General features: G+C 72.8%; 21 protein-coding genes. 9 read left to right on the forward strand and 12 right to left on the reverse strand.

Annotated features, from left to right (window positions below; genetic code table 11):
* Nucleotides 1-29: 29 nt before the first annotated feature.
* Entirely contained in the window at nt 30-1256 is a 1227-nt protein-coding gene (locus IL992_RS39265) for a glycoside hydrolase family 18 protein (protein WP_193208371.1), read from the reverse strand.
* Nucleotides 1257-1348: 92 nt separating this feature from the next.
* Between IL992_RS39265 and IL992_RS39270 the strand changes: the two genes are divergently transcribed.
* The 3 genes from IL992_RS39270 (at nt 1349) to IL992_RS39280 (ending at nt 6324) form a co-directional block, all read left to right on the forward strand.
* The gene (locus IL992_RS39270) at nt 1349-2266 is read left to right on the forward strand and encodes an LLM class F420-dependent oxidoreductase (RefSeq protein WP_193208372.1); all 918 of its coding nucleotides are present in this window, start codon (nt 1349-1351) and stop codon (nt 2264-2266) included.
* An 81-nt stretch (nt 2267-2347) separates the two neighbouring features.
* Complete coding sequence (locus IL992_RS39275) at nt 2348-3841, forward strand: 3' terminal RNA ribose 2'-O-methyltransferase Hen1 (RefSeq protein ID WP_193208373.1); 1494 nt, start codon at nt 2348-2350, stop codon at nt 3839-3841.
* Nucleotides 3838-6324 (forward strand): polynucleotide kinase-phosphatase, encoded by a 2487-nt coding sequence (locus tag IL992_RS39280; protein WP_193208374.1) that lies wholly within the window; start codon nt 3838-3840, stop codon nt 6322-6324. The genes IL992_RS39275 and IL992_RS39280 overlap by 4 nt, the downstream gene beginning before the upstream one ends.
* Before the next feature lie 118 nt (nt 6325-6442).
* Here the strand turns inward: IL992_RS39280 and IL992_RS39285 are convergent, their stop codons facing one another.
* Nucleotides 6443-8029: an MDR family MFS transporter gene (locus tag IL992_RS39285; protein ID WP_404804815.1), complete on the reverse strand. Its 1587-nt coding sequence runs from the start codon at nt 8027-8029 to the stop codon at nt 6443-6445.
* A gap of 105 nt (nt 8030-8134) precedes the next feature.
* Between IL992_RS39285 and IL992_RS39290 the strand changes: the two genes are divergently transcribed.
* On the forward strand, nt 8135-8731 hold the full coding sequence (locus tag IL992_RS39290) for a TetR/AcrR family transcriptional regulator (RefSeq protein WP_193208375.1): 597 nt from the start codon (nt 8135-8137) through the stop codon (nt 8729-8731).
* A gap of 110 nt (nt 8732-8841) precedes the next feature.
* On the opposite strand, the gene IL992_RS39295 is transcribed toward IL992_RS39290, so the two are convergent.
* The gene (locus IL992_RS39295) at nt 8842-9414 is read right to left on the reverse strand and encodes a TetR/AcrR family transcriptional regulator (RefSeq protein WP_193208376.1); all 573 of its coding nucleotides are present in this window, start codon (nt 9412-9414) and stop codon (nt 8842-8844) included.
* A gap of 88 nt (nt 9415-9502) precedes the next feature.
* Here IL992_RS39295 and IL992_RS39300 point away from each other — a divergent pair, with 88 nt between their 5' ends.
* The 3 genes from IL992_RS39300 to mug are packed head-to-tail and all read left to right on the forward strand — an operon-like array spanning nt 9503 to nt 10967.
* On the forward strand, nt 9503-9874 hold the full coding sequence (locus IL992_RS39300; RefSeq protein ID WP_030505467.1) for a DUF4267 domain-containing protein: 372 nt from the start codon (nt 9503-9505) through the stop codon (nt 9872-9874).
* Between the two features lie 40 nt (nt 9875-9914).
* Nucleotides 9915-10418: a cupin domain-containing protein gene (locus IL992_RS39305; protein ID WP_193208377.1), complete on the forward strand. Its 504-nt coding sequence runs from the start codon at nt 9915-9917 to the stop codon at nt 10416-10418.
* A 9-nt stretch (nt 10419-10427) separates the two neighbouring features.
* On the forward strand, nt 10428-10967 hold the full coding sequence (gene mug, locus IL992_RS39310; protein ID WP_193208378.1) for a G/U mismatch-specific DNA glycosylase: 540 nt from the start codon (nt 10428-10430) through the stop codon (nt 10965-10967).
* Between the two features lie 18 nt (nt 10968-10985).
* Here the strand turns inward: mug and IL992_RS39315 are convergent, their stop codons facing one another.
* A complete protein-coding gene (locus tag IL992_RS39315) occupies nt 10986-11948 on the reverse strand; it encodes an alpha/beta hydrolase (protein WP_226874623.1) in 963 nt (320 codons plus the stop codon).
* 69 nt (nt 11949-12017) lie between these two features.
* Between IL992_RS39315 and IL992_RS39320 the strand changes: the two genes are divergently transcribed.
* Complete coding sequence (locus tag IL992_RS39320; protein WP_226874624.1) at nt 12018-12467, forward strand: MarR family winged helix-turn-helix transcriptional regulator; 450 nt, start codon at nt 12018-12020, stop codon at nt 12465-12467.
* Nucleotides 12468-12493: 26 nt separating this feature from the next.
* Here IL992_RS39320 and IL992_RS39325 read toward each other — a convergent pair whose 3' ends face one another.
* From IL992_RS39325 to IL992_RS39350, 8 genes are all read right to left on the reverse strand, one after another.
* Complete coding sequence (locus IL992_RS39325) at nt 12494-13123, reverse strand: DUF6879 family protein (protein ID WP_193208379.1); 630 nt, start codon at nt 13121-13123, stop codon at nt 12494-12496.
* Between the two features lie 104 nt (nt 13124-13227).
* Nucleotides 13228-13359: a hypothetical protein gene (locus IL992_RS48030; protein ID WP_264295177.1), complete on the reverse strand. Its 132-nt coding sequence runs from the start codon at nt 13357-13359 to the stop codon at nt 13228-13230.
* An 80-nt stretch (nt 13360-13439) separates the two neighbouring features.
* Nucleotides 13440-14078 carry a DUF6879 family protein gene (locus IL992_RS39330; RefSeq protein WP_193208380.1) on the reverse strand — a complete coding sequence of 213 codons (639 nt, stop codon included), beginning with the start codon at nt 14076-14078 and terminating at the stop codon, nt 13440-13442.
* Complete coding sequence (locus tag IL992_RS39335; RefSeq protein ID WP_193208381.1) at nt 14053-15267, reverse strand: hypothetical protein; 1215 nt, start codon at nt 15265-15267, stop codon at nt 14053-14055. The genes IL992_RS39330 and IL992_RS39335 overlap by 26 nt, the downstream gene beginning before the upstream one ends.
* Before the next feature lie 368 nt (nt 15268-15635).
* Nucleotides 15636-15761, reverse strand: a complete 126-nt coding sequence (locus IL992_RS48035; RefSeq protein ID WP_264295178.1) for a hypothetical protein — start codon at nt 15759-15761, stop codon at nt 15636-15638.
* 86 nt (nt 15762-15847) lie between these two features.
* On the reverse strand, nt 15848-16894 hold the full coding sequence (locus tag IL992_RS39340) for a HesA/MoeB/ThiF family protein (protein ID WP_319019111.1): 1047 nt from the start codon (nt 16892-16894) through the stop codon (nt 15848-15850).
* A 154-nt stretch (nt 16895-17048) separates the two neighbouring features.
* Nucleotides 17049-17768, reverse strand: a complete 720-nt coding sequence (locus IL992_RS39345) for a DUF1707 SHOCT-like domain-containing protein (RefSeq protein WP_193208383.1) — start codon at nt 17766-17768, stop codon at nt 17049-17051.
* Between the two features lie 2 nt (nt 17769-17770).
* Complete coding sequence (locus IL992_RS39350; RefSeq protein WP_226874625.1) at nt 17771-18394, reverse strand: PadR family transcriptional regulator; 624 nt, start codon at nt 18392-18394, stop codon at nt 17771-17773.
* Nucleotides 18395-18914: 520 nt separating this feature from the next.
* Between IL992_RS39350 and IL992_RS39355 the strand changes: the two genes are divergently transcribed.
* The gene (locus tag IL992_RS39355; RefSeq protein ID WP_193208385.1) at nt 18915-19637 is read left to right on the forward strand and encodes a metal-dependent hydrolase; all 723 of its coding nucleotides are present in this window, start codon (nt 18915-18917) and stop codon (nt 19635-19637) included.
* Nucleotides 19638-19646 lie beyond the last annotated feature (9 nt).

Genomic DNA, 19646 nt, shown 5'->3' on the forward strand with positions numbered 1-19646 from the left:
GAGGAGGCCGGGACGCAAGGGGGCACCGGTCAGGGGGTGGGGTAGCCGTCCGGCAAGGGATGCGACCTCGTGACGGGTGAGGCCGGTGGCGCCGGCCCCGTGAGGATCCGCAGGACCTGCTCCGAGGGCCGGGCGCCCCGCACGGACAGCCAGGCCAGGCCGTTGCGGGCCCGGAACGCCGCCAGCCGCGCCGCCTCACCCGGCCCCAGGTCGCGGGAGCCGGCGAGGACAGGCGCCAGACCCATGCGCCGCCACGTCGCGTCCGGCGTGACGCCCAGCGCCGCCGCGATCTGCGGGCGCGCCGCCCGGGCGGCCACGGCCAGGCCGTGGAGCGCGGTGGGGCCGGACCCCATCGGCACGAGCAGGCCGACCGACTCGACCTCCACACCCGCCTCCCGGGTGATCCGCAGCGCCTCCCGGTCGGCGACCCTCAGGCCGTCCTGGGAGGCGGGAAGCGTGAACGTCACCCGGAGCGAGCCCGCCCCGCCGGTCGGTCCTTCCCGGGACCGCGCCTCGCGCTGCAGACGGGCGAGCACGGCGGCGCGGCGGCGGGCCACCGTCTCCCAGGCCGCGCCGGTCTCTGCGGCCGTGCCCGCCCCTCCGGCCGTGCCCGTCCCTCCGACGGGGCCCGCCGGCTCCGCGGGTTCGATGTCGACGCCGGGCGGGTCGAGCGCCGTCACGACGTGGCGGTAGGCCGCGAGCAGCCGGGCCGGGTTCTCGCAGGTGACCGACAGCTCCTGCCCGTACGGCCCGCCGAACGCCGGCCACACCTCGCCGCCGTCGGCCCGCAGCCGTCCGATGCGCGCGGCGACCGGCTCCCCGCCCCGTGGAATCACCCCCGCCCAGCGGGGACTGCAACCGCCGGGGCCCGCCACGACATGGCCGATCGCGAACGAGCGCACCCCCGCCCGCAGCAGTTCCGGACGTGGCTCCCCTGCGGCGTCGAGGAAGCCCCGGTAACGGGCCACGGGCTCGTCGGCGGGGAGAGCGGCGGCGGGCGGGGCCGGCGCGGCGACCGTCTGGCGCGCGGCGACCAGCGTTTCCGGCGTCGAGGGGGCCGGAGTCCGCTCGCCGGTGGGCGTGGCACCCGGCTCGACCCCGGGCCTGATACCGCGCGTCGCGTCCCAGCCGCCGGGAGGGGCGGCGGGCAGCGCCCACAGCGCCGCGCCGGTGCCCGCGACGAGCGCTGCCGAGGCCAGGAGGACGAGGGAGCGCGGGGGGCGGCCCGCTTCGCGGGAATGACGTGCGGAGTCCACGCTCACCACCCTGAGTTGCGATGCGACCACGTTGCGCACAGGCGGCTCGCACTCTAGCAAGCCGCGGACCCGAGGGCGGGGATAATGGACGGATGAAATTGAGGATCTTCACCGAACCCCAGCAGGGGGCGAGCTACGACGACCTGCTCAAGGTGGCGCAGGCGGCCGAGCGGCTCGGGTTCGACGCGTTCTTCCGGTCCGACCACTACTCCCGGATCGGGCCCGGAGACCCGGGGCCCGGCTCCACCGACGCGTGGATCACCCTGGCCGGCCTCGCCAGGGAGACCTCGCGCATCCGGCTGGGCACGCTGGTCAGCCCCGTCACGTTCCGGCTGCCGGGCCCGCTGGCGATCGGCGCGGCCCAGGTGGACCAGATGAGCGGCGGCCGGGTGGAGGTGGGCCTCGGCACCGGCTGGTTCGAGGAGGAGCACCGCGCATACGGCATCCCGTTCCCCTCCCTGGGTGAGCGGTTCGAATGCCTGGAAGAGCAGTTGGAGATCATCACGGGACTGTGGGCGGCGGCCAAGCCGTTCTCCTACGAAGGCGCCCATTACCGGGTGGTCGACTCCCCGGCGCTGCCGAAGCCGGTGCAGCGGCCCCGGCCGCCGGTCATCATCGGCGGCGGGGGCGCCAAGCGCACGCCGCGGCTCGTGGCCCGGTTCGCCGACGAGTACAACGTGCCGTTCCGGCTCCTCGAGGAGACCGGGGCCGCTTTCGACCGGGTGCGGGCGGCGTGCGAGGCGGTAGGGCGCGAGACCGTGCTGCTGTCGGCCGCGCAGACTGTCTGTGTGGGCAGGGACGAGGCGGAGATCGCCCGCCGGGCCGCCGCGATCGGCCAGGACGTCGCCGACCTGCGGACGTCGGGCCTGGCCGGGACCCCGCAGGAGGTCGTGGACAAGATCGGCCGGTTCGCCGAGATGGGGGCCGAGCGTGTCTACCTCCAGGTGATGGACCTGGACGACCTGGAGCACCTGGAACTGATCGCGGCCGAGGTGCTGCCGCACGTGTGAAAAAGAGCGCTGCCGCACATCTGAGCCGTAGGTCGGAAAAACCATAGCCGGTCGAAGGGGGCATCCGGCACACTTTGCCGAGTGCTCCTGACGATCTCGACGACCCTGCGGCCCGCCACGGACCTCGGCTTCCTCCTGCACAAGCACCCCGACCGGGTGCAGGAGTTCGAGCAGTCGTTCGGCACCGCGCGGGTCTTCTACCCGGAGGCGGGCGAGGACCGGTGCACCGCGGCGCTGCTGCTGGAGGTCGACCCCGTGCGGCTGGCCCGTTCCCGAGGCTCGTCCTCGCCCGACTTCTCGCTCGGGCAGTACGTCAACGACCGGCCGTACGCCGCGTCCTCCCTGCTCGCGTCGGCGCTCGCCGACGTGTTCCGCACGGCGCGGACCGGGCGGTGCGCCTCCCGGCAGGACCTCGCGGACGGGCCGATCCCGCTGGAGATCGGCCTGCCCGCGCTGCCGTGCCGGGGAGGGGCCGACCTCGCGCACCGGCTGTTCGGGCCGCTGGGCTGGGAGGTCGGCGCCGAGGCCGTGCCGCTGGACCCCGGCTTCCCCGAATGGGGCGAGTCCCGGTACGTACGGCTCGAGCTGCGCGGCGACGTACGCCTGGCCGACGCGCTCAACCACTTGTACGTCCTGCTCCCCGTGCTGGACGACGCCAAGCACTACTGGCTGGCGGGCGACGAGGTCGACAAGCTCGTCCGCGCGGGGGAGGGCTGGCTGGCCGGCCATCCGGACAAGGGGCTGATCACCCGCCGTTATCTCGGCCGGAGGTGGGCGCTGACCCGTGCCGCCTTCGCCCGTCTCGCCGAGCTCGGCGACGACGTGGAGGAGAGCCTGGACCCGCCGGTGGAGGAGGAGCCGGGCGTCGAGGCCCCCGCTGTCGCCGCACCGGCCGACCAAGCCGGGCAGGAGGAGTCCGGCGTCGCCGAGCCCGTCCCCGGCGACGAGGCGGGTGAGGAGCGGGTGCCGCTGAACACGCTGCGCCGGGAGGCCGTCGTGGCGGTGCTCGAGGAGGTCGGCGCGCGCACCGTGCTCGACCTCGGCTGCGGCTCGGGGCAGCTGCTGTCGGCGCTGCTGGCCAGGCCGGCCTTCGCCAAGGTCGCCGGCATGGACGTGTCGGCCCGCGCGCTCGCGCTGGCCAAGCGCCGCCTGCGCGCCGACCGGATGCCGGACGCCAAGCGGGCCAGGCTGGAGCTGTTCCAGGGCTCGCTGACGTACACCGACGCGCGCCTGGCCGGATACGACGCCGCGGTGCTGATGGAGGTCGTCGAGCACGTGGACCCGCCGCGGCTGCCCGCCCTCGAACGCGTGGTCTTCGGCACGGCGCGGCCCGCACACGTGATCGTCACCACGCCCAACGTGGAGCACAACGTCAGGTATGAGCTGCTCGCGGGGGCGCGCCGCCACCCCGACCACCGGTTCGAGTGGAGCCGGGCGGAGTTCGCCCGGTGGGTGGCGGGCGTGTGCGAGACGTACGGCTACGCCGCCGATCTGCGGCCGGTCGGCGAGGACGACCCCGAGGTCGGGCCGCCCACCCAGATGGCGGTCTTCAGCAGGAGGGAGGAGCGGCCGTGACCGAGATCAGCGTGCCGGAGCTGTCGCTGGTGGTGCTCGTCGGCATCTCCGGGAGCGGCAAGTCGACGTTCGCGGCCCGGCACTTCGCGCCCACGCAGGTCGTCTCGTCCGACTTCTGCCGGGGCCTGGTCGCCGACGACGAGAACGACCAGACGGCCACGCCCGAGGCGTTCGACCTGCTCCACCACATCGTCGGCATCCGCCTGCGGCGCGGGCTGCTCACGGTGGTGGACGCGACCAACGTGCAGTGGGAGGCCCGCAAGAAGCTCATCGAGCTGGCCAAGTCTCACGACGTGCTGGCCGACGCGATCGTGCTCGACGTGCCGGAGGAGGTGGCGCGCGCCCGCAACGCGGCCCGCCCCGACCGGGCCTTCGGCCCCCACGTGATCACCCGGCAGCGCAAGGAGCTGCGCCGGTCGCTCGGCAAGATCGTCAGGGACGGCTTCCGCCGGGTCCACGTGCTGCGCGGCGACGAGATCGACGACGTGACCGTCACGTACGAGAAGGCGTGGACCGACAAGACCCACCTCACCGGGCCGTTCGACATCATCGGCGACGTGCACGGCTGCCGGGCCGAGCTGGAGTCCCTGCTGGTGAAGCTCGGCTGGGAGGTCGGGCCGGACGGCGCCGTCCACCCCGAGGGGCGTACGGCGGTCTTCGTCGGCGACCTGGTCGACCGCGGCCCGGACACACCGGGCGTGCTGCGGCTGGTCATGAGCATGGTCGAGGCCGGGACCGCGCTGTGCGTGTGCGGCAATCACGAGCAGAAGCTCGTGCGGGCCCTCGACGGCCGCAAGGTGCGGGTCGCCCACGGCCTGGAGCGGTCGCTGGAGCAACTCGCCGCCGAGCCGGAGGAGTTCCGCGCGGCCGCCAGGACGTTCATGGACGGTCTCATCAGCCACTACCGCCTCGACGGCGGGAGGCTGGTGGTCGCGCACGCCGGGCTCAAGGAGGCCTACCACGGGCGCGCCTCCGGGCGGGTGCGGGCGTTCGCCCTGTACGGCGACACGACCGGGGAGACCGACGAGTACGGCCTGCCGGTGCGCTACCCCTGGGCGAACGACTACCGGGGGCGGGCCATGGTCGTCTACGGGCACACCCCGGTGCCCGAGCCGGAGTGGGTCAACAACACCATCTGCCTCGACACCGGCGTGGTCTTCGGCGGGCGGCTGACCGCCCTGCGCTACCCCGAGCGCGAGCTCGTCTCGGTCCCGGCCGAGAACGTCTGGTACGAGCCGGTGCGGCCGCTGGCCGCGGCCGCCCCCGCCCGCGACCCCGGCGTGCTGGACATCGGCGACGTGGACGGCACCCGCTTCGTGGAGACCCGGTTCGGCGGCCGGATCAGGATCGCGGAGGAGAACTCCCGCGCCGCGCTGGAGATCATGAGCCGGTTCGCCGTGGACCCCCGCTGGCTGGTCTACCTGCCGCCGACCATGGCCCCGCCGGACACCTCCGCGCTGGAGGGCTACCTGGAGCACCCGGCCGAGGCGTTCGACGAGTTCGCCCGCGCGGGGGTGACCCGGGTGGTGTGCGAGGAGAAGCACATGGGCTCGCGGGCGATCGCCGTGCTGGCGCGGACGCCGGAGGCCGCGGCCCGCCGCTTCGGCGTCGCCGACGGCACGACGGGCAGCGTCTACACCCGCACCGGGCGGCCATTCTTCGACGAGCGCGTGCCGGAGCTGGTGGACCGGCTGCGCGAGGCGGCCGCGCCGCTGTGGGAGGCGCTGGAGACCGACTGGGTGGTGCTCGACTGCGAGCTGCTGCCGTGGTCGGCGAAGGCGGAGGGACTGATCCGCGACCAGTACGCCTCGGTGGGTGCGGCCGCCCGGGTGGCGCTGCCCGAGGCGGTCGCGGCGCTGGAGTCGGCGGCGGGACGTGGCCTGGATGTAGGCGCTCTGCTCGACCGCACCCGCCGCCGTGCCCACAACGCTGCCCGGTTCCGCGACGCCTATGCCCGCTACTGCTGGCCGGTCTCGGGCCTCGACGGCGTACGGCTCGCGCCGTTCCAGGTCCTCGCCTGCGAGGGCAGGGCGACGGCCGTGGAGGAGCCGCACGAGTGGCATCTGAAGACGCTCGGCCTGATGGACTCGCCGCTCGTCACGCAGACCCGGCACGTGTTCGTCTCCCTCGACTCGCCGGAGGAGCGGGAGGCGGCGGTCGCGTGGTGGACGGCGCTGACCGAGGCCGGTGGCGAGGGCATGGTGGTCAAACCGGCCGTGCACCAGGAGGGACGGGTGCAGCCGGGCGTGAAGGTGCGCGGCAGGGAGTACCTGCGGATCATCTACGGCCCCGACTACACCGAGTCGCTCGACGTGCTGCGGCGCAGGTTCACCGGCAGGAAGCGGTCGCTGGCGCTGCGGGAGCACGCGCTCGGCCTGGAGGCGCTGACGCGCCTGGCCGAGGGTGAGCCGCTGTGGCGGATCCACGAGGCGGTCTTCGCCGTCCTCGCGCTGGAGTCCGAGCCGGTCGATCCCCGGCTGTGAGACCGGACGGCCCCCGGGCACGGACTCCCGCTCACGCGACGGGAGCCGTACCCGGGGGCCGGCTCAGGGGCCCTGCTCAGGGGGCCCTGCTCAGGAGGCCCTGCTCAGCGGGCAGGGCTCAGCGGGACTCGGCCGCGGCGGGCGCGTCCGCTCCGGCGGCGGCCGGCTCGGCCAGGTCCACGCTGTCGCGCAGCCGCACCTGCGGGAGGAACAGCACGGCGAGGATGCCGACGACCGCGATGCAGGCCGAGATCAGGAAGATGTGGCCGGTGGCGTCGCCGTAGGCGGCGCGCACGATGGTGCGGATCGGCTCGGGCAGCGCCCCCATGTTGAGGCTGCCGCCGCCGCTGCTCTGGGAGGCGGGCACCCGGATGCCGGCCTTGGTCAGGCCCGTGGTGATGTTCTCGGTGACCTGGTTGGCCAGCACCGCGCCCAGGACCGAGACGCCGATCGTGCCGCCCAGCGAACGGAAGAACGTGATCGCGCCGCTCGCGGCACCCAGCTCGCGCAGCGGGACGGTGTTCTGCACGGCCAGCACGAGATTCTGCATGGACATGCCGACGCCGGCGCCGACCACCAGCATTCCGGCGCCGACGAGGACCAGCGAGGTCTCGTGGTCGATCGTGGACAGGGCCAGGAACCCGAGGGTGAGCACGATCGAGCCGACGAGGATGTACGGCTTGACCCGCCCGCTGCGCGACACCATCCGCCCCGAGACCGTGGATGACACGAGCACGCCCAACATCATCGGGATCGTGAGCAGGCCCGCCTCGGTGGGGCTGTAGCCGCGGCCGATCTGGAAGTACTGGCCCAGGAAGACCGCACCGCCGAACATCGCCATGCCGACGGCCAGGCTGGCGAGGATCGCGAGGGCCGGGGTGCGCCGCCGGATGACGTGCAGCGGGACGACCGGCTCGCGGACGACGGACTCCACCCAGACGGCGATGCCCAGCAGCACGACCGAGGCGCCGACCATGGCGAAGGTCTGCCAGGAGATCCAGTCGAAGGAGTTGCGGACGAAGGTGACCCAGACGAGCAGGATGCTCACGCCGGCGGCGATGAGGAGCGCGCCGGGGTAGTCCACCGAGGTGCCCGGACGGCGGACCGAGGCGATGTCGAGCGTGCGGTGCAGGACGATCAGCGCGATCGCGGTGAACGGGATCGGCAGGAAGAAGCACCACCGCCAGCCCAGCCAGGACGTGTCGGTGATCAGGCCGCCCAGCAGCGGCCCGCCGACCGTGGCCACGGCCATGACCGCGCCGAGGTAGCCGTTGTACTTGCCCCGCTCCTTCGGGCTGATCATGGCGGCGATGATCACCTGGACCAGAATCTGCAGGGCGCCCATACCCAGGCCCTGGACCGCGCGGAAGGCGATCAGCATCGCCGTGTTCTGGGCGAAGCCGCAGGCCAGCGAGGCGACGAGGAAGATGCCGATGGCGATCTCGAGCAGCAGCTTCTTGCTGAACAGGTCGGCGAGCTTGCCCCAGATGGGGGTCGAGGCGGTCGTGGTGAGCAGGGCCGCGGTGACCACCCAGGTGTACTGGGACTGGGTGCCGTTGAGCGAGCCGATGATCTGGGGCAGCGAGACTGACACGACCGTGCTGCTGATCATCGCGAGGAACAGGACGAGGAGCAGGCCGCTCAGCGCTTCGAGTATCTGCCGGTGGCTCTTGGCCCCCGTCTCCGGCAGCGTGGGTGCGCTCACGCGCAGCCTCCAATCGGGTGGGTGAGGACAACTGCCCCAAGGTTACATGCCCACTGAGCAAGTTTGCGCAGTGGGCAATGTTTCAGCGGCTAAGCTGAGCCCACCATGGAGACGACGGCGGGATTGCGCGAGCGTAAGAAGGCCGAGACGCGGCAGGCTATCCACAAGGCCACGCTGCGCCTCGCCGTGGAACGCGGGCTGGACCACGTCACCGTGGACGACATCGTGGAGGCCGCCAACATCTCGCGCCGGACCTTCTCCAACTACTTCGGCAGCAAGGAGGACGCCCTCCTGTACGGCGAGGAGGAGCGCGTACGGTCCCTGGTGCGGGCGATCCGCGAACGGCCGGCGGGGGAGTCGGGCTGGCAGGCGCTGCGCGGCGCCGTGCGCGAAGAGCTGGAGGACGTGGGCGAGCCCGACCGGGAGTGGGCGGTGCGCACCTCGCTCACCAAGCGTCACCCGTCCCTGCTCGCCCGGCAGCTCGCCAACCACGCCGCGCTCGAACGGGAGCTGGTCCAGGCGATCTCCGACCGCGACGGGGCGGGAGAGCCGGCCGCCGACCTGAAGTGCCGGATCATGGCCGCCGCCTTCCTCGTCGCGTTGCGCATCGCGACGCACGTCTGGATCGAGGAGCAGGAGGCCCGCCCGCTCTCCCAGATCATGGAGCAGGCGCTCGACGAGGTGGCGCGGCCCTTCCACTGAGTCTCCCGGCCTTTCCGCCGGGCCTTCGGTCTGCGCGCCGGGCGACTTGGCCTCAGGTCCGGGTGCGCGGCGACCGCCTCGGGCCCCCCGGTGCTCGTCCGGGGCCGGGCTCAGCCCGTGAAGCGGGCCAGGAGCAGCGCGAGCCTGTGGTCGTGGTGCTCGCGCGGGAGCCGCCCGCCCCGCGTAAGCGTGACCAGGCCGTGCAGGGCGGCCCAGAAGGTCTCGGTCAGCGTGCCCAGGTCGTCGCCGCCCGCGTGAGGGCGGACGGCCTCGGCCAGCTCGCCGAAGGCCGCCTGCAGGGCGGGCGGGGCCTCGGGGGTGGCGAACGGCAGGGGGACGGCCAGGCTGAAGATCACGTCGTAGATGGCCGGGTGCCGGTCGGCGAAGGCCACGTAGGCCGCGCCGACGCCGGCGAGGGCGCGGTGGGCGTCCGGCGCCGCCGTCCGGGCCGCGCGCAGCTCCACGGCCAGGTCGGCGCAGCCCTCCACGGCGACGGCCGCCATGATCGCGTCCTTGCCCTTGAAGTGGCTGTAGAGCACCGGCTGGCTGTACTCGACGCGCTCGGCCAGCCGCCGGGTCGTGACCGCCTCCCAGCCCTCGGCCTCGGCCAGCTCGCGGGCCGCCGTGATGATCAGCTTCTCGCGCTCGGCGCGCTCGCGCTCCCTGCGCGACTGGATCGACATGCTTGGAACTCTAGCAGCGCTAGCGTTTGTCGCAATGCTCTGCTAGCTTCGTTCTCGTTCCTAGCGCTGCTAGTTCTCGGAGAGAGACATGCTCACCCCCATCGCGTACGGCCTCGCCGTCGTCCTCAACCTGTTCGTCCTGTTCATCGGCGCCCGCTTCCTGCTCGTGCCCCACGCCGCGGCCGCCGGCTACGGCGTCCCGGCCAAGAAGGACGGCGACGTCGCCTACCTCACGATCAAGGGGCTGCGTGACGGGGGCTACGGCCTGCTGGGACTGGCCCTGCTGGCCTTCGCCGGCGCCCGCGCCGAGGCCTGGTACATGCTGATCGTCGCCCTGCTGCCCCTGGGCGACACCCTGATCGTGCTGCGCAACGGCGGCACCCGGGCCGTCGCGTTCGGCATCCACTTCGCGACCGCAGTGATCGTCCTGATCAGCGCCGCCCTGCTCTTCGCCGTCTGACCCCCGTAGCCGTCGCACCACTTCCGGGAAGGACTCCCAAATGTCGCTCGTCGTCCCCCGCTTCGCCGAACCCGTGATCGTGCGCTCCGCCGACGCCGAGGTCATCGGCCGGATCCCCACCACCATTCGGCTACTGGCCGACAGCAGTGCCACGGGCGGCGCCCTGTCCGCCCAGCGCGTCACCCTCACCGACGGCGCGGACGGCGCCGCTCCCCACCACCACGCCGGCTCCGCCGAGCTGTTCTACCTGCTCGACGGCACCGCCCAGCTCCTGACCGGGGACGAGGTCGTCACCGCGGAACGTGGCGACCTCGTCATCGTCCCGCCCGGCCTCGCGCACGCGTTCGCCGCCGCCCCCGGCCACGACGCCGACATCCTCATCGTCATCACCCCGGGCGTGGAGCGCTTCGAATACTTCCGTCATCTGGAGCGCGTCGCCTACGGCAAGCAACCACCGGAGTCCCTCCTGGAGGTCCAGGAGCTCTACGACAACCACCTGCGCACCAGCGCCGTCTGGAACGCGACCAGGAGCGGGCGGCACTAGCATCGCGGTATGGCCCCCACCAAGGCCGACCTCGAGGCGGCCAGGAACGCGACGATCGAGGACGTGCTCGGCCCCGGGCTCGACGTGCTGTTCTGCGGGATCAACCCCAGCCTCTACTCGGCCGCGACCGGCCACCACTTCGCCCGGCCGGGCAACCGGTTCTGGCCCGCCCTGCACCTGTCCGGTCTCGTGCCGCGCAGGCTCGCGCCGTCCGAGCAGCATCTGCTCCCGTCGTACGGGCTGGGCATCACCAACATCGTGGCCCGGGCGACCGCCCGGGCCGACGAGCTGGCTCCGGAGGAACTCCGCGAGGGCGGCGCGCGGCTCGCGCGGCTGGTGGCGGAGGTGCGCCCCCGCGTCCTGGCGGTAGCGGGGGTGTCGGCCTACCGCGTCGCCTTCGCCCGCCCCGCCGCCCGGATCGGCCCGCAGGAGGAGGCGGTCGGCGGGACGGGGCTGTGGGTGCTGCCCAGCCCCAGCGGGCTGAACGCCCACTGGAGGCTGGAGGCCATCGCGGCCGAGATGGCCCGCCTGCGCCCGCCGCGTGCCTGACGGGATCGACCGCGGCGATCAGGGACGGCCCGCTCCCGGAACCTGTGCCTCGTGCCCGGCCCGCACCCGCGTGGACAGGAAGTGGGCGGCCTCGTCGAGTGCTTCGTCGGCCTCGTCGAGGTGGCCGAAGTGGTTCTGGAAGACGTGCGGCACCTGCGGCCAGACTCGCAGCGTGATCTCCACCTCGTCCGCGGCCGCGCGTCCGGCGAGCCGGACGGCGTCGTCCAGCAGGAGTTCGTTCGAGCCGGCCTGCACCAGGAGCGGGGGCAGGCCCCGCAGGTCGGCGAACACGGGGCTCGCCAGCGGCTGAGCGGGATCCTGGCCGGCCAGGTAGGGGTCGGCGAACGCCTGGATCGCCTCGCGGGTGAAGATCGGGTCGGCGTCCTTCTTCGTGCGCATGCTCTGCCCGCCGAGTGTCAGGTCGACCCACGGAGAGAAGACGACGGCGCCCGCCGGCTGCGGCAGGCCGGCGTCGCGGACCGCGACCAGGGTGGCGACGGCCAGCCCGCCACCCGCCGAGTCGCCGGCGAGCACCAGTTCCTCCGGCCGCACACCCTCGTCGAGCAGTGCCCGGTAGGCGGCGAGGCCGTCGTCCACCGCGGAGGGGAAGGGATGCTCGGGGGCCAGCCGGTAGTCCAGGGACGTCGCCCGCAGCCGGGCACGGCGCGCCAGCTGGGCGGTGAATCCCGCGTGCGTGCCGGGCGACCCCAGGACGTAGCCGCCACCGTGGAAATGGAGCAGCCGCCCGCGGCCGGTGGCGGCGGCCGGGGTCAGGTCGAGCGCGGGACGGCCGGCGAGCACCGTCTCGTGCACGGCGACGTCGTCGGGCAGGGGCCGGGAGAGGGCGTCGGCGAATCCGGCGCGCTGCTGCGCCAGGGTCGGATTCGGGTGGACGGGGGCATTGCGGTGCAGGGCGTCGACGGCCTCGCGCTGCCGGCGGGTCATCCGGACCTCCATGATGTCGAGGGTGAGAGGATGCATTCCGTGGAATGCACATGTGATCCTCAACCCGATTCCACGGAAGATGATTCCCTGGAATCAAACCCAGCCATGAATGTGACGGACATCACTCGCCTGTTCACCGATCTCGTCCGCGTCGAGACCCGGCTGTACAACGCGGTGAGCGATCGGCTGCGCGCCGAGCACGGCATCGGGCTGGGCCAGTTCGAGTTCCTGGAGATCATCGGGGGCCGCCCCGGGTGCCGGGTGCTCGACATCGTGCGCGAGGTGGGAATCACCGTCGGAGCCGTGAGCAAGGCCGTCGACCGGCTCGAGAACGCGGGCTTGTGCGTGCGCGCGGCGCATCCGGAGGACCGGCGGTCCTCCGTCCTCAGCCTCACGCCTGAGGGTTCCCGGCTCCTGGCCGCGGCCCGTCCGACCCTTGAGGTCGAGCTGGCCGCCCGCACCGCCGCCGTTCCGGCCGCCGACCTCGCCCGGACCGCCGCGACGCTCGCCACCCTGCGCGGGGTGCTGGAGGAGCACCGGCGGGACGGGGCCTGAGCCCCGTCCCGCCGGCTGGGCGCGTCTCAGGGGTGGCCGGGGCGGGACAGGATCCGCCCGGCGACCGGCGGCGGCAGGTGCGCCACCTCGCGGTCGTGGAAGGCCACCATGTCCTCGGCGTCGGCGTACAGCTCGGCGACGGCTCGGGCGCAGCCCTCGATGACCCGGGTGTCGGTGACCCGCCGCCCGCCCACGTGTGCGCCGATCTCGTCGTAGAGGACCTCGTACATCAGGTCCCGGTTGAGGATCAGCAGCTCGGGCAGCGGCGCGCGGCTCTCCAGGTGGCGTACCGACCGGGCGTGCAGCGCCCGTGCCCGCTCGCCCGCCCGCGTGCGCGCCGCGAGCAGGACGATCTCCCACTGCAGGTATGGCGTCGGCGGCATCTCGACGATCCGCAGCCGGCGCAGCTCCGCGCGGGGCGGCAGGTCGTCGGCGAAGCGCATCTCGTCCATCAGCGCGAGCGACCGGTCCCAGTCTCCGCTCATCATCGCGACCCAGCTCGGGGTGTCGGGCTCGTGGAAGTGCTGGGCGCGTTCCAGCTTCCATACCACGCCCTCGATCCGGCGCAGGTGGTCGTAGAGCTCGGTCCGGTACTCCGCCGCGGGAAGGATCTCTCCCGCGGCCTGTCTGACGTGCTCGAACGCTTCTCCGGGCATGGAGCCTCCTTCGGCCGAAGCCGAATCGCTGGTCGGAGCGCGCCCGGCTCCGGCCCGGATCTGGAAACGTGGCGCGCATGGGTCTTCCGCGGACGTCTGGTGAGTCAGTTCCCCGTCGAGTTGCTGCACACGGCCGTCTCCGTCGCGTCCAGCAGCCTGATCATGATCTGCCTCGTCCGCGCCGTTCCTTCGGTCTCCTGCACCACCTCGGGTTCTGGCTCATCGGCCGGCTTCATCTCACCCTCCGTTCGTCGGCGTGGCCGCAAACTCTCCCCCGAGGGCGACATGTCGATCGTTGGCCGCTCCCGATCTCGGGTCAAGGCCCAATTCGGGCAGGCTTGTCCGACAGGTCGGGCGGAGGCGGCAGCGGGGCCACCTCGCGTTCGAAGAACGGCAGGAGGTCCTCGCCCGCGCCGTACAGGGAGACCAGGGCGGACAGGCAGGGTGAGACGACACCGGGATCGGTGATCCGGCGGGCGCCGACGGCGGCGCCGATCTCGTCGTAGCGGACCTCGTACAGCAGATGCGGGCCGAAGACCACCAGTTCGGGCAGCGGCGCCCGGGTCTCCAGCGGCGCGACCGCCGAAGCCGCGAGCACCCTGATCTCCTCGCCCGCCGCCACCCGTACGGCGAAGATCTGCGACTCCCACTGAAGGTACGGGGTCGGGGGCAGCTCGACGACGCGCAGCCGCCGGAACGGGGCCCGCTCGCGGTACATCGCGGTCAGCGGGGCCCGCATCTCCTCGATGAGCTCGACGGCCCGCGCCCAGTCGCCCGCGTCGGCGGCCCGCCAGCTCGGCACGGCCGGCTCGTGGAAGTGCTGGGCGCGCTCCAGCTTCCACACCACCTCCGTCACGTCGCGGTAGACCTCCTCGAACTCGGCCTGGTAGGCGTCCAGCCCCAGGAACTCGCCGGCCGCGGCCCTGACGTCATCGAACACATCGCTCGGGATCACGGTTCCTCCTCAGCAGTCCGGCGGCACGGCGCGCCCTCGTGCCGTGCCTGAGCCACCACGTTCTGGCCCAGAGGACGTGGAACCCGGTGACGACCAGCACCGTGACCACGCCGTCCGCCGCGGCGACCCAGCCGGGCGGGTCGAGCAGCGCGCGCACGGAACCGGCGAGCAGGGCCAGGGTCGCGGGAAGCGTCACCGCGGCGGCGAGGCAGAGGCACAGCGCGGTCCCGGCGACGAGCAGCGCGGTGTAGGCCCGGACCCACCGGCCCTCGGTCCGCGGCAGCCGGGTGAGCGGATCGGCCGACGGGCGCAGCAAGGCCCGGCGGCATAGGTGCGCGGCGTACGCGGTGGAGTCGCCGTACAGGTTCCGGCAGCCCGTCACGTCCTGCAGGACGAAGTAGAGATCGGTGCGCATGAACACCAAGAACTGTGCGGACAGCATGATCAGCGCCGTCATCGCGATGACGGACAGGGCCGGATGCGGACCGGCCACCACGGTCAGCAGGAGGCAGACCGCGCACACGGCGGCGTCCAGCGCCATGCCGGACAGGTAGACCGTCAGCCGGACCCTGCGCTCCGCCAGCCAGATGCCCGACACCTCGGTCTGGGCCGTGAGGAACTGCAGACGGGTGCCGAACCTGACGCGCCCCGGCACGCCGGCGGCGCGAGCCGTGCACAGATGGGCCAGCTCGTGCAGGAGGATCAGCAGCCATCCGGCCGCCGTCTGCGCGAGCAGGACCGGCGTCCCGCGGTCGCTCCAGAGCAGGTCCCGCCAGCCGGGTACGGCGCCGGGCCGCAGCAGTGCCACCGCCGCCCCGGCCAGGATCACGGCCGCCAGGGCGGCGTGCGGCAACGGGTTGAGCGTCCACCGCACGTGGCGGGGCAGCAGCCGGGGAAAGGTGGGCGGCGGGGGAGCGGCCGCGGGAACGGGGCATCCGTCCACCGCCGCCACCAATCCCGCACGGAGCAGACCGTCGACGAATCCGCCCACGTTCATCCGGGTCCCGGTCTCCGCGCCGAGCCGCCGCTCCACCTCGGGGACGGTCGCACCCTCCTGCAACAGGCGGATGACCCGCATGCCCTGCGCGGGCACGGCGATGACGTCGCCGGTCTCCACCCGCCCGACGATCCACTCCTCGCGGTCCCGGCGTACGCCGAGATCGTGCAGGGTGACCCGGGTCGGTGTCATGACGAACGTCCCACGGGGTGTACCGGGGCGGGCGCCCGGCCCGCCCCGATCCCAGCGCCTGCCAGATCAAGCTCCGCCGCGCGCGGCCCGGGCGGCGCCTCGTCGCGCCTCACCACGGGGAACTCCTCGCAGGCTCGGAATCTCCGCGGGGCCCGAAATCGTCGCCCCACCCACGAGAATTCCTCGCGGGTTCGGAATTCCCACGCGGCTCGGGACCCCACCCGCGGAAATTCCTCGCAGGCTCGGAATTTCCGCGCGGCTCGGGATCGTCGCCCATAGCTCCGCTATGGCCTCCTCCGCCTTGCGATGTGTCCACCGGGGTTCCCGCCCGTGACGAGCGATATTTGTCAGGCACTCCCGGACCGGCCTCAGGTCGAGTTCCCCTGGCTGAAGGCCGTCGTCTCGATCTTGTCCAGTCTGCGGATCGCGATCTCGGCCGCGACAGGCTCGGCCGCTTCCTCCGGCTGGGTCTGGTTTTGCTCTTGAGGGGTCATCGAACACCTTCCGCTATGGATTGTTGGTGCTGACCTCGCGCGAGAAAACATCTAAATGTTCGGATGCCAGACATGATCGGTCAAGTCTAAATTTGTGACCCGGTCGATTGCCGCTCACCGCCGCAGACCGGGCAGTCCGGGCGAGGCGGATGCCGGACCCAGACGTGCTGGTCCGGTGCGATGAGGTTCAGCCCGATTACCGTTCCGGTGGTGGGCTCGGGCACCTCGGTGATCAGCGAGATCACCGAGTGGGCGACCAGGTGGCCCGAGACGCCTGCCGAGGCGGCGACCACGCCCGGTCCTCCGAGGTCCACCGGAAGACCCGGCCTGCGGCGGCGCGCCTCGCCCGCGGCCAGGCACTCGTAGCAGGCGCCGCGCCCGGGGGCGAAGGCGCCCACGGTCACGAGGGGGCCGTTGTAGCCGCCGCCGACCCACGGCACGCCGGCCCGCGCGCAGATCCGGTTGGCCCAGATCCGGATGCCGGGCTCCCTCGGCTCGTCGGCGCACAGCGCGAGGACGTCGGCGCCCGCCACGACGGACAGCAGGTCCGCCTCGCTGCCGATCGCCCGCCGCTCGCCGGTGACCTCGATGTCGGAGTTCAGCCGGCGCAACCTGCAGACGGCCGCGTCCACCTTGGCGCGGCCGAGGTCGTCCTCCGTGTAGAGGACCTGCCGGTTCAGGTTCGACAGCTCCACCACGTCGGCGTCGACGCAGTGCAGGCGACCCACGCCGGAGGCGGCGAGTGCCCACGCGGCGTGGCTTCCCGTGCCGCCGAGGCCCAGCACCACGACCCGGGCGGCCCGAAGCCGCACCTGCGCGTCCCAGCCCTGCCGTCCCGGCGCGAGGTCGACCTGATGGAAGAACGCCTGGCTCCTGTCGTACCGCTCGCGCTCCCGTTCGCTGAGCTCTCCCGGTATCGGGGCCGAGGCGTCCTCCACATGCCCCGACGCGATGAGGGCGGCGACGATCCGCGACGCTTGGAGCGCGGAGACACCGGGCAGCCGCCGGCACACGGCCGCGGCGACGTCGGCGGGAGACCGGGTGCCGTCCATGAGGGTGAGCGCGGCCCACGCGCCCCCCGTCGGATCGCTGATCTCGGTGGCCAGCCCGTAGATCTCGCCTCCGATGCGCACCGTTCCGTCATCGAAGCGGTGTGGCTCGTGCTTCCGCTTGACCCGTGGCAACAGCACGTGTCCCGGTTCCTCTCGGCAGAGGGTTGTGTGCGGTCCTACCGAGAAGTCATCACCTGGAGCTCCGATTCGCAAGACCCGAAGTCAGTGCCGGATGTCAGTGCCGCGTGTAGTGCCGGTGATGACGCCGGTGGTGGGCCATGCCGAGCACCGCCTTCACCAGCAGGACGACGAACAGGAGCTTGAGCACCAGGAACGGCGGCCACATCGGACCTGCCGCCAGGACGACGATCGCGGCCACCGGGATGAGGAACATCGCCGGATGCGGACGGTGGCCGTTCCGCCGCGGGACCATGCCTCCCCAGTTGCCTTGTCCCCAGTTGCCTTGCGCCAAGTGCGGGCCGCCGGGCCGGAAGGGACCGTACGGCCCGGGGCGCGCGCCCACAGGGGAGCCCGGGAAACCGGGCATGCCGGCGGACGGGAAGCCCGGGTGCCACGGGCCCCCGGCCCGCGCGTCGCCGGCCCAACGGCGGCCGCCCGAGGCACTGCCCGGCGCGCCCTCCGTCCGGGCGTCGCCCGGCCACGCGCCGGGCAGGTCGGCGGTCACCCGCCGCAGGTCCTCGGCCGTGCGCGCCGAGAGCGTCGCGTCGAGGCGCTCGTCGAGTTCCTCGCGGGTGATGCGGCCCTGCGCGAACGCGTCGTGCAGGAGCCGCGTCACCTCGTCGCGCTCCCGGTCGCCGATCCGCAGCCCGCCGTGCGCGGACGCGCCGTACGCCGGGCCGCTCGGCCGGGCGTGGCCCGCGGCTCCGGCGCCCGGCGCGCCGCCGCGGGGGTGGTGTGCGCCGCCGCCGGCGGCGGGCTCGTCGGGGGAGACCATCGTCATTCCTCCACAGGGTCGCCGTCGGCGAGGATCTGGTACAGCCGCCGCCTGGTCTCGGTCAGGACCTGCCTCGCCTGCCTGACCTGCCCCTCGGTGCCCGAGTGGGCGATCTGGAACAGCGCGGACGCCGCCTGCCTGGACAGGTCGAACAGCTCGTGGACGTTGTCCCCGATGTCCGGCGTCATCTCCTCCCAGGGGGCCCGGACCTCGTCCCCGTGCTCCTCGACGTAGGCACGCCCGGCCTCGGTGAGCTGGAACGTCTTGCGCCCGTCGGTCTCCTCCGCGCGCACCAGGCCCTCGTCGGTGAGCTGCTGCAGCGCCGGGTAGACCGCGCCGGGGCTGGGCTTCCATCCGCCCTGGCTGCGCTCGGCGATCTCCTGGATGATCTGGTAGCCGTTGCGCGGCTCCTCGGCGAGCAGGGCGAGGATCGCCGCCCGTACGTCACCGCGCTTGGCCTTCCTGGGCCGTCCGAAGCCCCGGGGGCCGAACGGGAAGTTGCCGCCCGCCCACGGCGGCCCGAACGGGCCCGGCCCGAAGCCGCCCCACGGGCCGCGCCCCCGCATGCCGCCCCTGTGCCGGTGCTCGTGAGGGCCCCCGCCCTCGTGATTTTCCTGGTGCCACATGGTTGCCCCCTTCATCAACGCCTCGTGCATCGCGCGCCGCATGTGTCGGCGCATCTCGTGTCTGAGCCTGTGGCCGAACTCCGGGCCGGCCCAGGGTCCGCCGACCGTGTGTGCCGAACTCATCGCAGTGCCCCCTTCTGGTGCCCGATTCGTCTGGTTCACGATCCGTTCTCGATGGCTCAACGATATATCGCGAGCGTTCTGGCGACAATCCCCAGGTAAGAGTGACATAGCTCACGAGGAAGTTTTTCGAGTAGGGGGAACAGGCCCCGAGACCGTAGCGTTATCTCTCACGAAGACGGGATCGTTCTGCTCTGAGAGGGCTGGGGGGTGCTCTTGGAGCGGGACGATCCCGTCTTTGTCGTTCCGGCCGCCCCCGCGCGGCATGCTCGGGGTCGCCGAAGCCTTGTGGCACGTTCCCGCCGCCGCCGTGTGGCGGGGGCGACACGGGTCAGGGTGGGTGGGCGCTTCGCGGAATTTGTCGGTGCTTTGCCGTACAGTCTCAAAGCGTGATCTTGTCATGATGGGGCACTCGCACGCCCTCAGTGGGGCGGCGGTGTGGCTGGCGGTCGCGCCGGCCCTGGTGGCGCTGCCGGAAGCGGTGGGACATCCGGAGCTGGCGACGATGACGGGGCCGATCCTGACCCCGCCCGAGCTCGTCGCGGGCGCCGTGGTGTGCGCGGGCGCGGCCATGCTGCCCGATCTCGACCATCCCAGTGCCACGATCGCCCAGACGTTCGGACCGGTGACCTGGCTGCTCAGCAAGGGTGTGAACTTCGTGAGCGGCGGGCACCGGCACGCCACCCACTCGCTGCTGTTCAGCGTCCTGATGGGGGTGGGCGCGCACCTGCTCGGCGACCGCTACGCCATCGGCCGCGACATCCTGGTCGTGCTGATGATCGGCCTGGCGATCCGCGCCGTGGGCATCGGCGTGCCCGGCAAGACGCTCACCTCCGCGATCGTGAACGTGGGACTCACCGCGGGGCTGTTCCTGAGCTTCATGACGCTTGGGGTCACCTACTCCTGGCTGGGGCTGGCCATCGGGGTCGGCTGCCTGGTGCACGTGATCGGCGACTGCCTGACCGAGCGCGGCTGTCCCGTCTTATGGCCGATCAAGGGGCGCTGGCTCCTGCCGTGGGACATCGGCATCAAGACCGGCAAGGCGTTCGAGAAGCAGTTCCTCGGCCCCGCCCTGTCGATCGTGGTGATCGCGCTGTTCTGCCTGCGGCTCATGCCCGCCTGAGCGGGGACG

The sequence above is a fragment of the Microbispora sitophila genome, from assembly GCF_014892245.1.
GTDB classification, from domain to species: domain Bacteria; phylum Actinomycetota; class Actinomycetes; order Streptosporangiales; family Streptosporangiaceae; genus Microbispora; species Microbispora siamensis.

Excerpts from the sequence above, each read along its gene's own strand:
- IL992_RS39270 (WP_193208372.1), top strand. The coding sequence starts at position 1,349 with ATGAAATTGAGGATCTTCACCGAACCCCAGCAGGGGGCGAGCTACGAC.
- IL992_RS39290 (WP_193208375.1), top strand. The coding sequence starts at position 8,135 with ATGGAGACGACGGCGGGATTGCGCGAGCGTAAGAAGGCCGAGACGCGG.
- IL992_RS39295 (WP_193208376.1), bottom strand. The coding sequence starts at position 9,414 with ATGTCGATCCAGTCGCGCAGGGAGCGCGAGCGCGCCGAGCGCGAGAAG.
- IL992_RS39300 (WP_030505467.1), top strand. The coding sequence starts at position 9,503 with ATGCTCACCCCCATCGCGTACGGCCTCGCCGTCGTCCTCAACCTGTTC.
- IL992_RS39305 (WP_193208377.1), top strand. The coding sequence starts at position 9,915 with ATGTCGCTCGTCGTCCCCCGCTTCGCCGAACCCGTGATCGTGCGCTCC.
- mug (WP_193208378.1), top strand. The coding sequence starts at position 10,428 with ATGGCCCCCACCAAGGCCGACCTCGAGGCGGCCAGGAACGCGACGATC.
- IL992_RS39315 (WP_226874623.1), bottom strand. The coding sequence starts at position 11,948 with ATGCATCCTCTCACCCTCGACATCATGGAGGTCCGGATGACCCGCCGG.
- IL992_RS39320 (WP_226874624.1), top strand. The coding sequence starts at position 12,018 with ATGAATGTGACGGACATCACTCGCCTGTTCACCGATCTCGTCCGCGTC.
- IL992_RS39325 (WP_193208379.1), bottom strand. The coding sequence starts at position 13,123 with ATGCCCGGAGAAGCGTTCGAGCACGTCAGACAGGCCGCGGGAGAGATC.
- IL992_RS48030 (WP_264295177.1), bottom strand. The coding sequence starts at position 13,359 with ATGAAGCCGGCCGATGAGCCAGAACCCGAGGTGGTGCAGGAGACCGAA.
- IL992_RS39335 (WP_193208381.1), bottom strand. The coding sequence starts at position 15,267 with ATGACACCGACCCGGGTCACCCTGCACGATCTCGGCGTACGCCGGGAC.
- IL992_RS48035 (WP_264295178.1), bottom strand. The coding sequence starts at position 15,761 with ATGACCCCTCAAGAGCAAAACCAGACCCAGCCGGAGGAAGCGGCCGAG.
- IL992_RS39345 (WP_193208383.1), bottom strand. The coding sequence starts at position 17,768 with ATGGTCTCCCCCGACGAGCCCGCCGCCGGCGGCGGCGCACACCACCCC.
- IL992_RS39350 (WP_226874625.1), bottom strand. The coding sequence starts at position 18,394 with ATGTGGCACCAGGAAAATCACGAGGGCGGGGGCCCTCACGAGCACCGG.
- IL992_RS39355 (WP_193208385.1), top strand. The coding sequence starts at position 18,915 with ATGATGGGGCACTCGCACGCCCTCAGTGGGGCGGCGGTGTGGCTGGCG.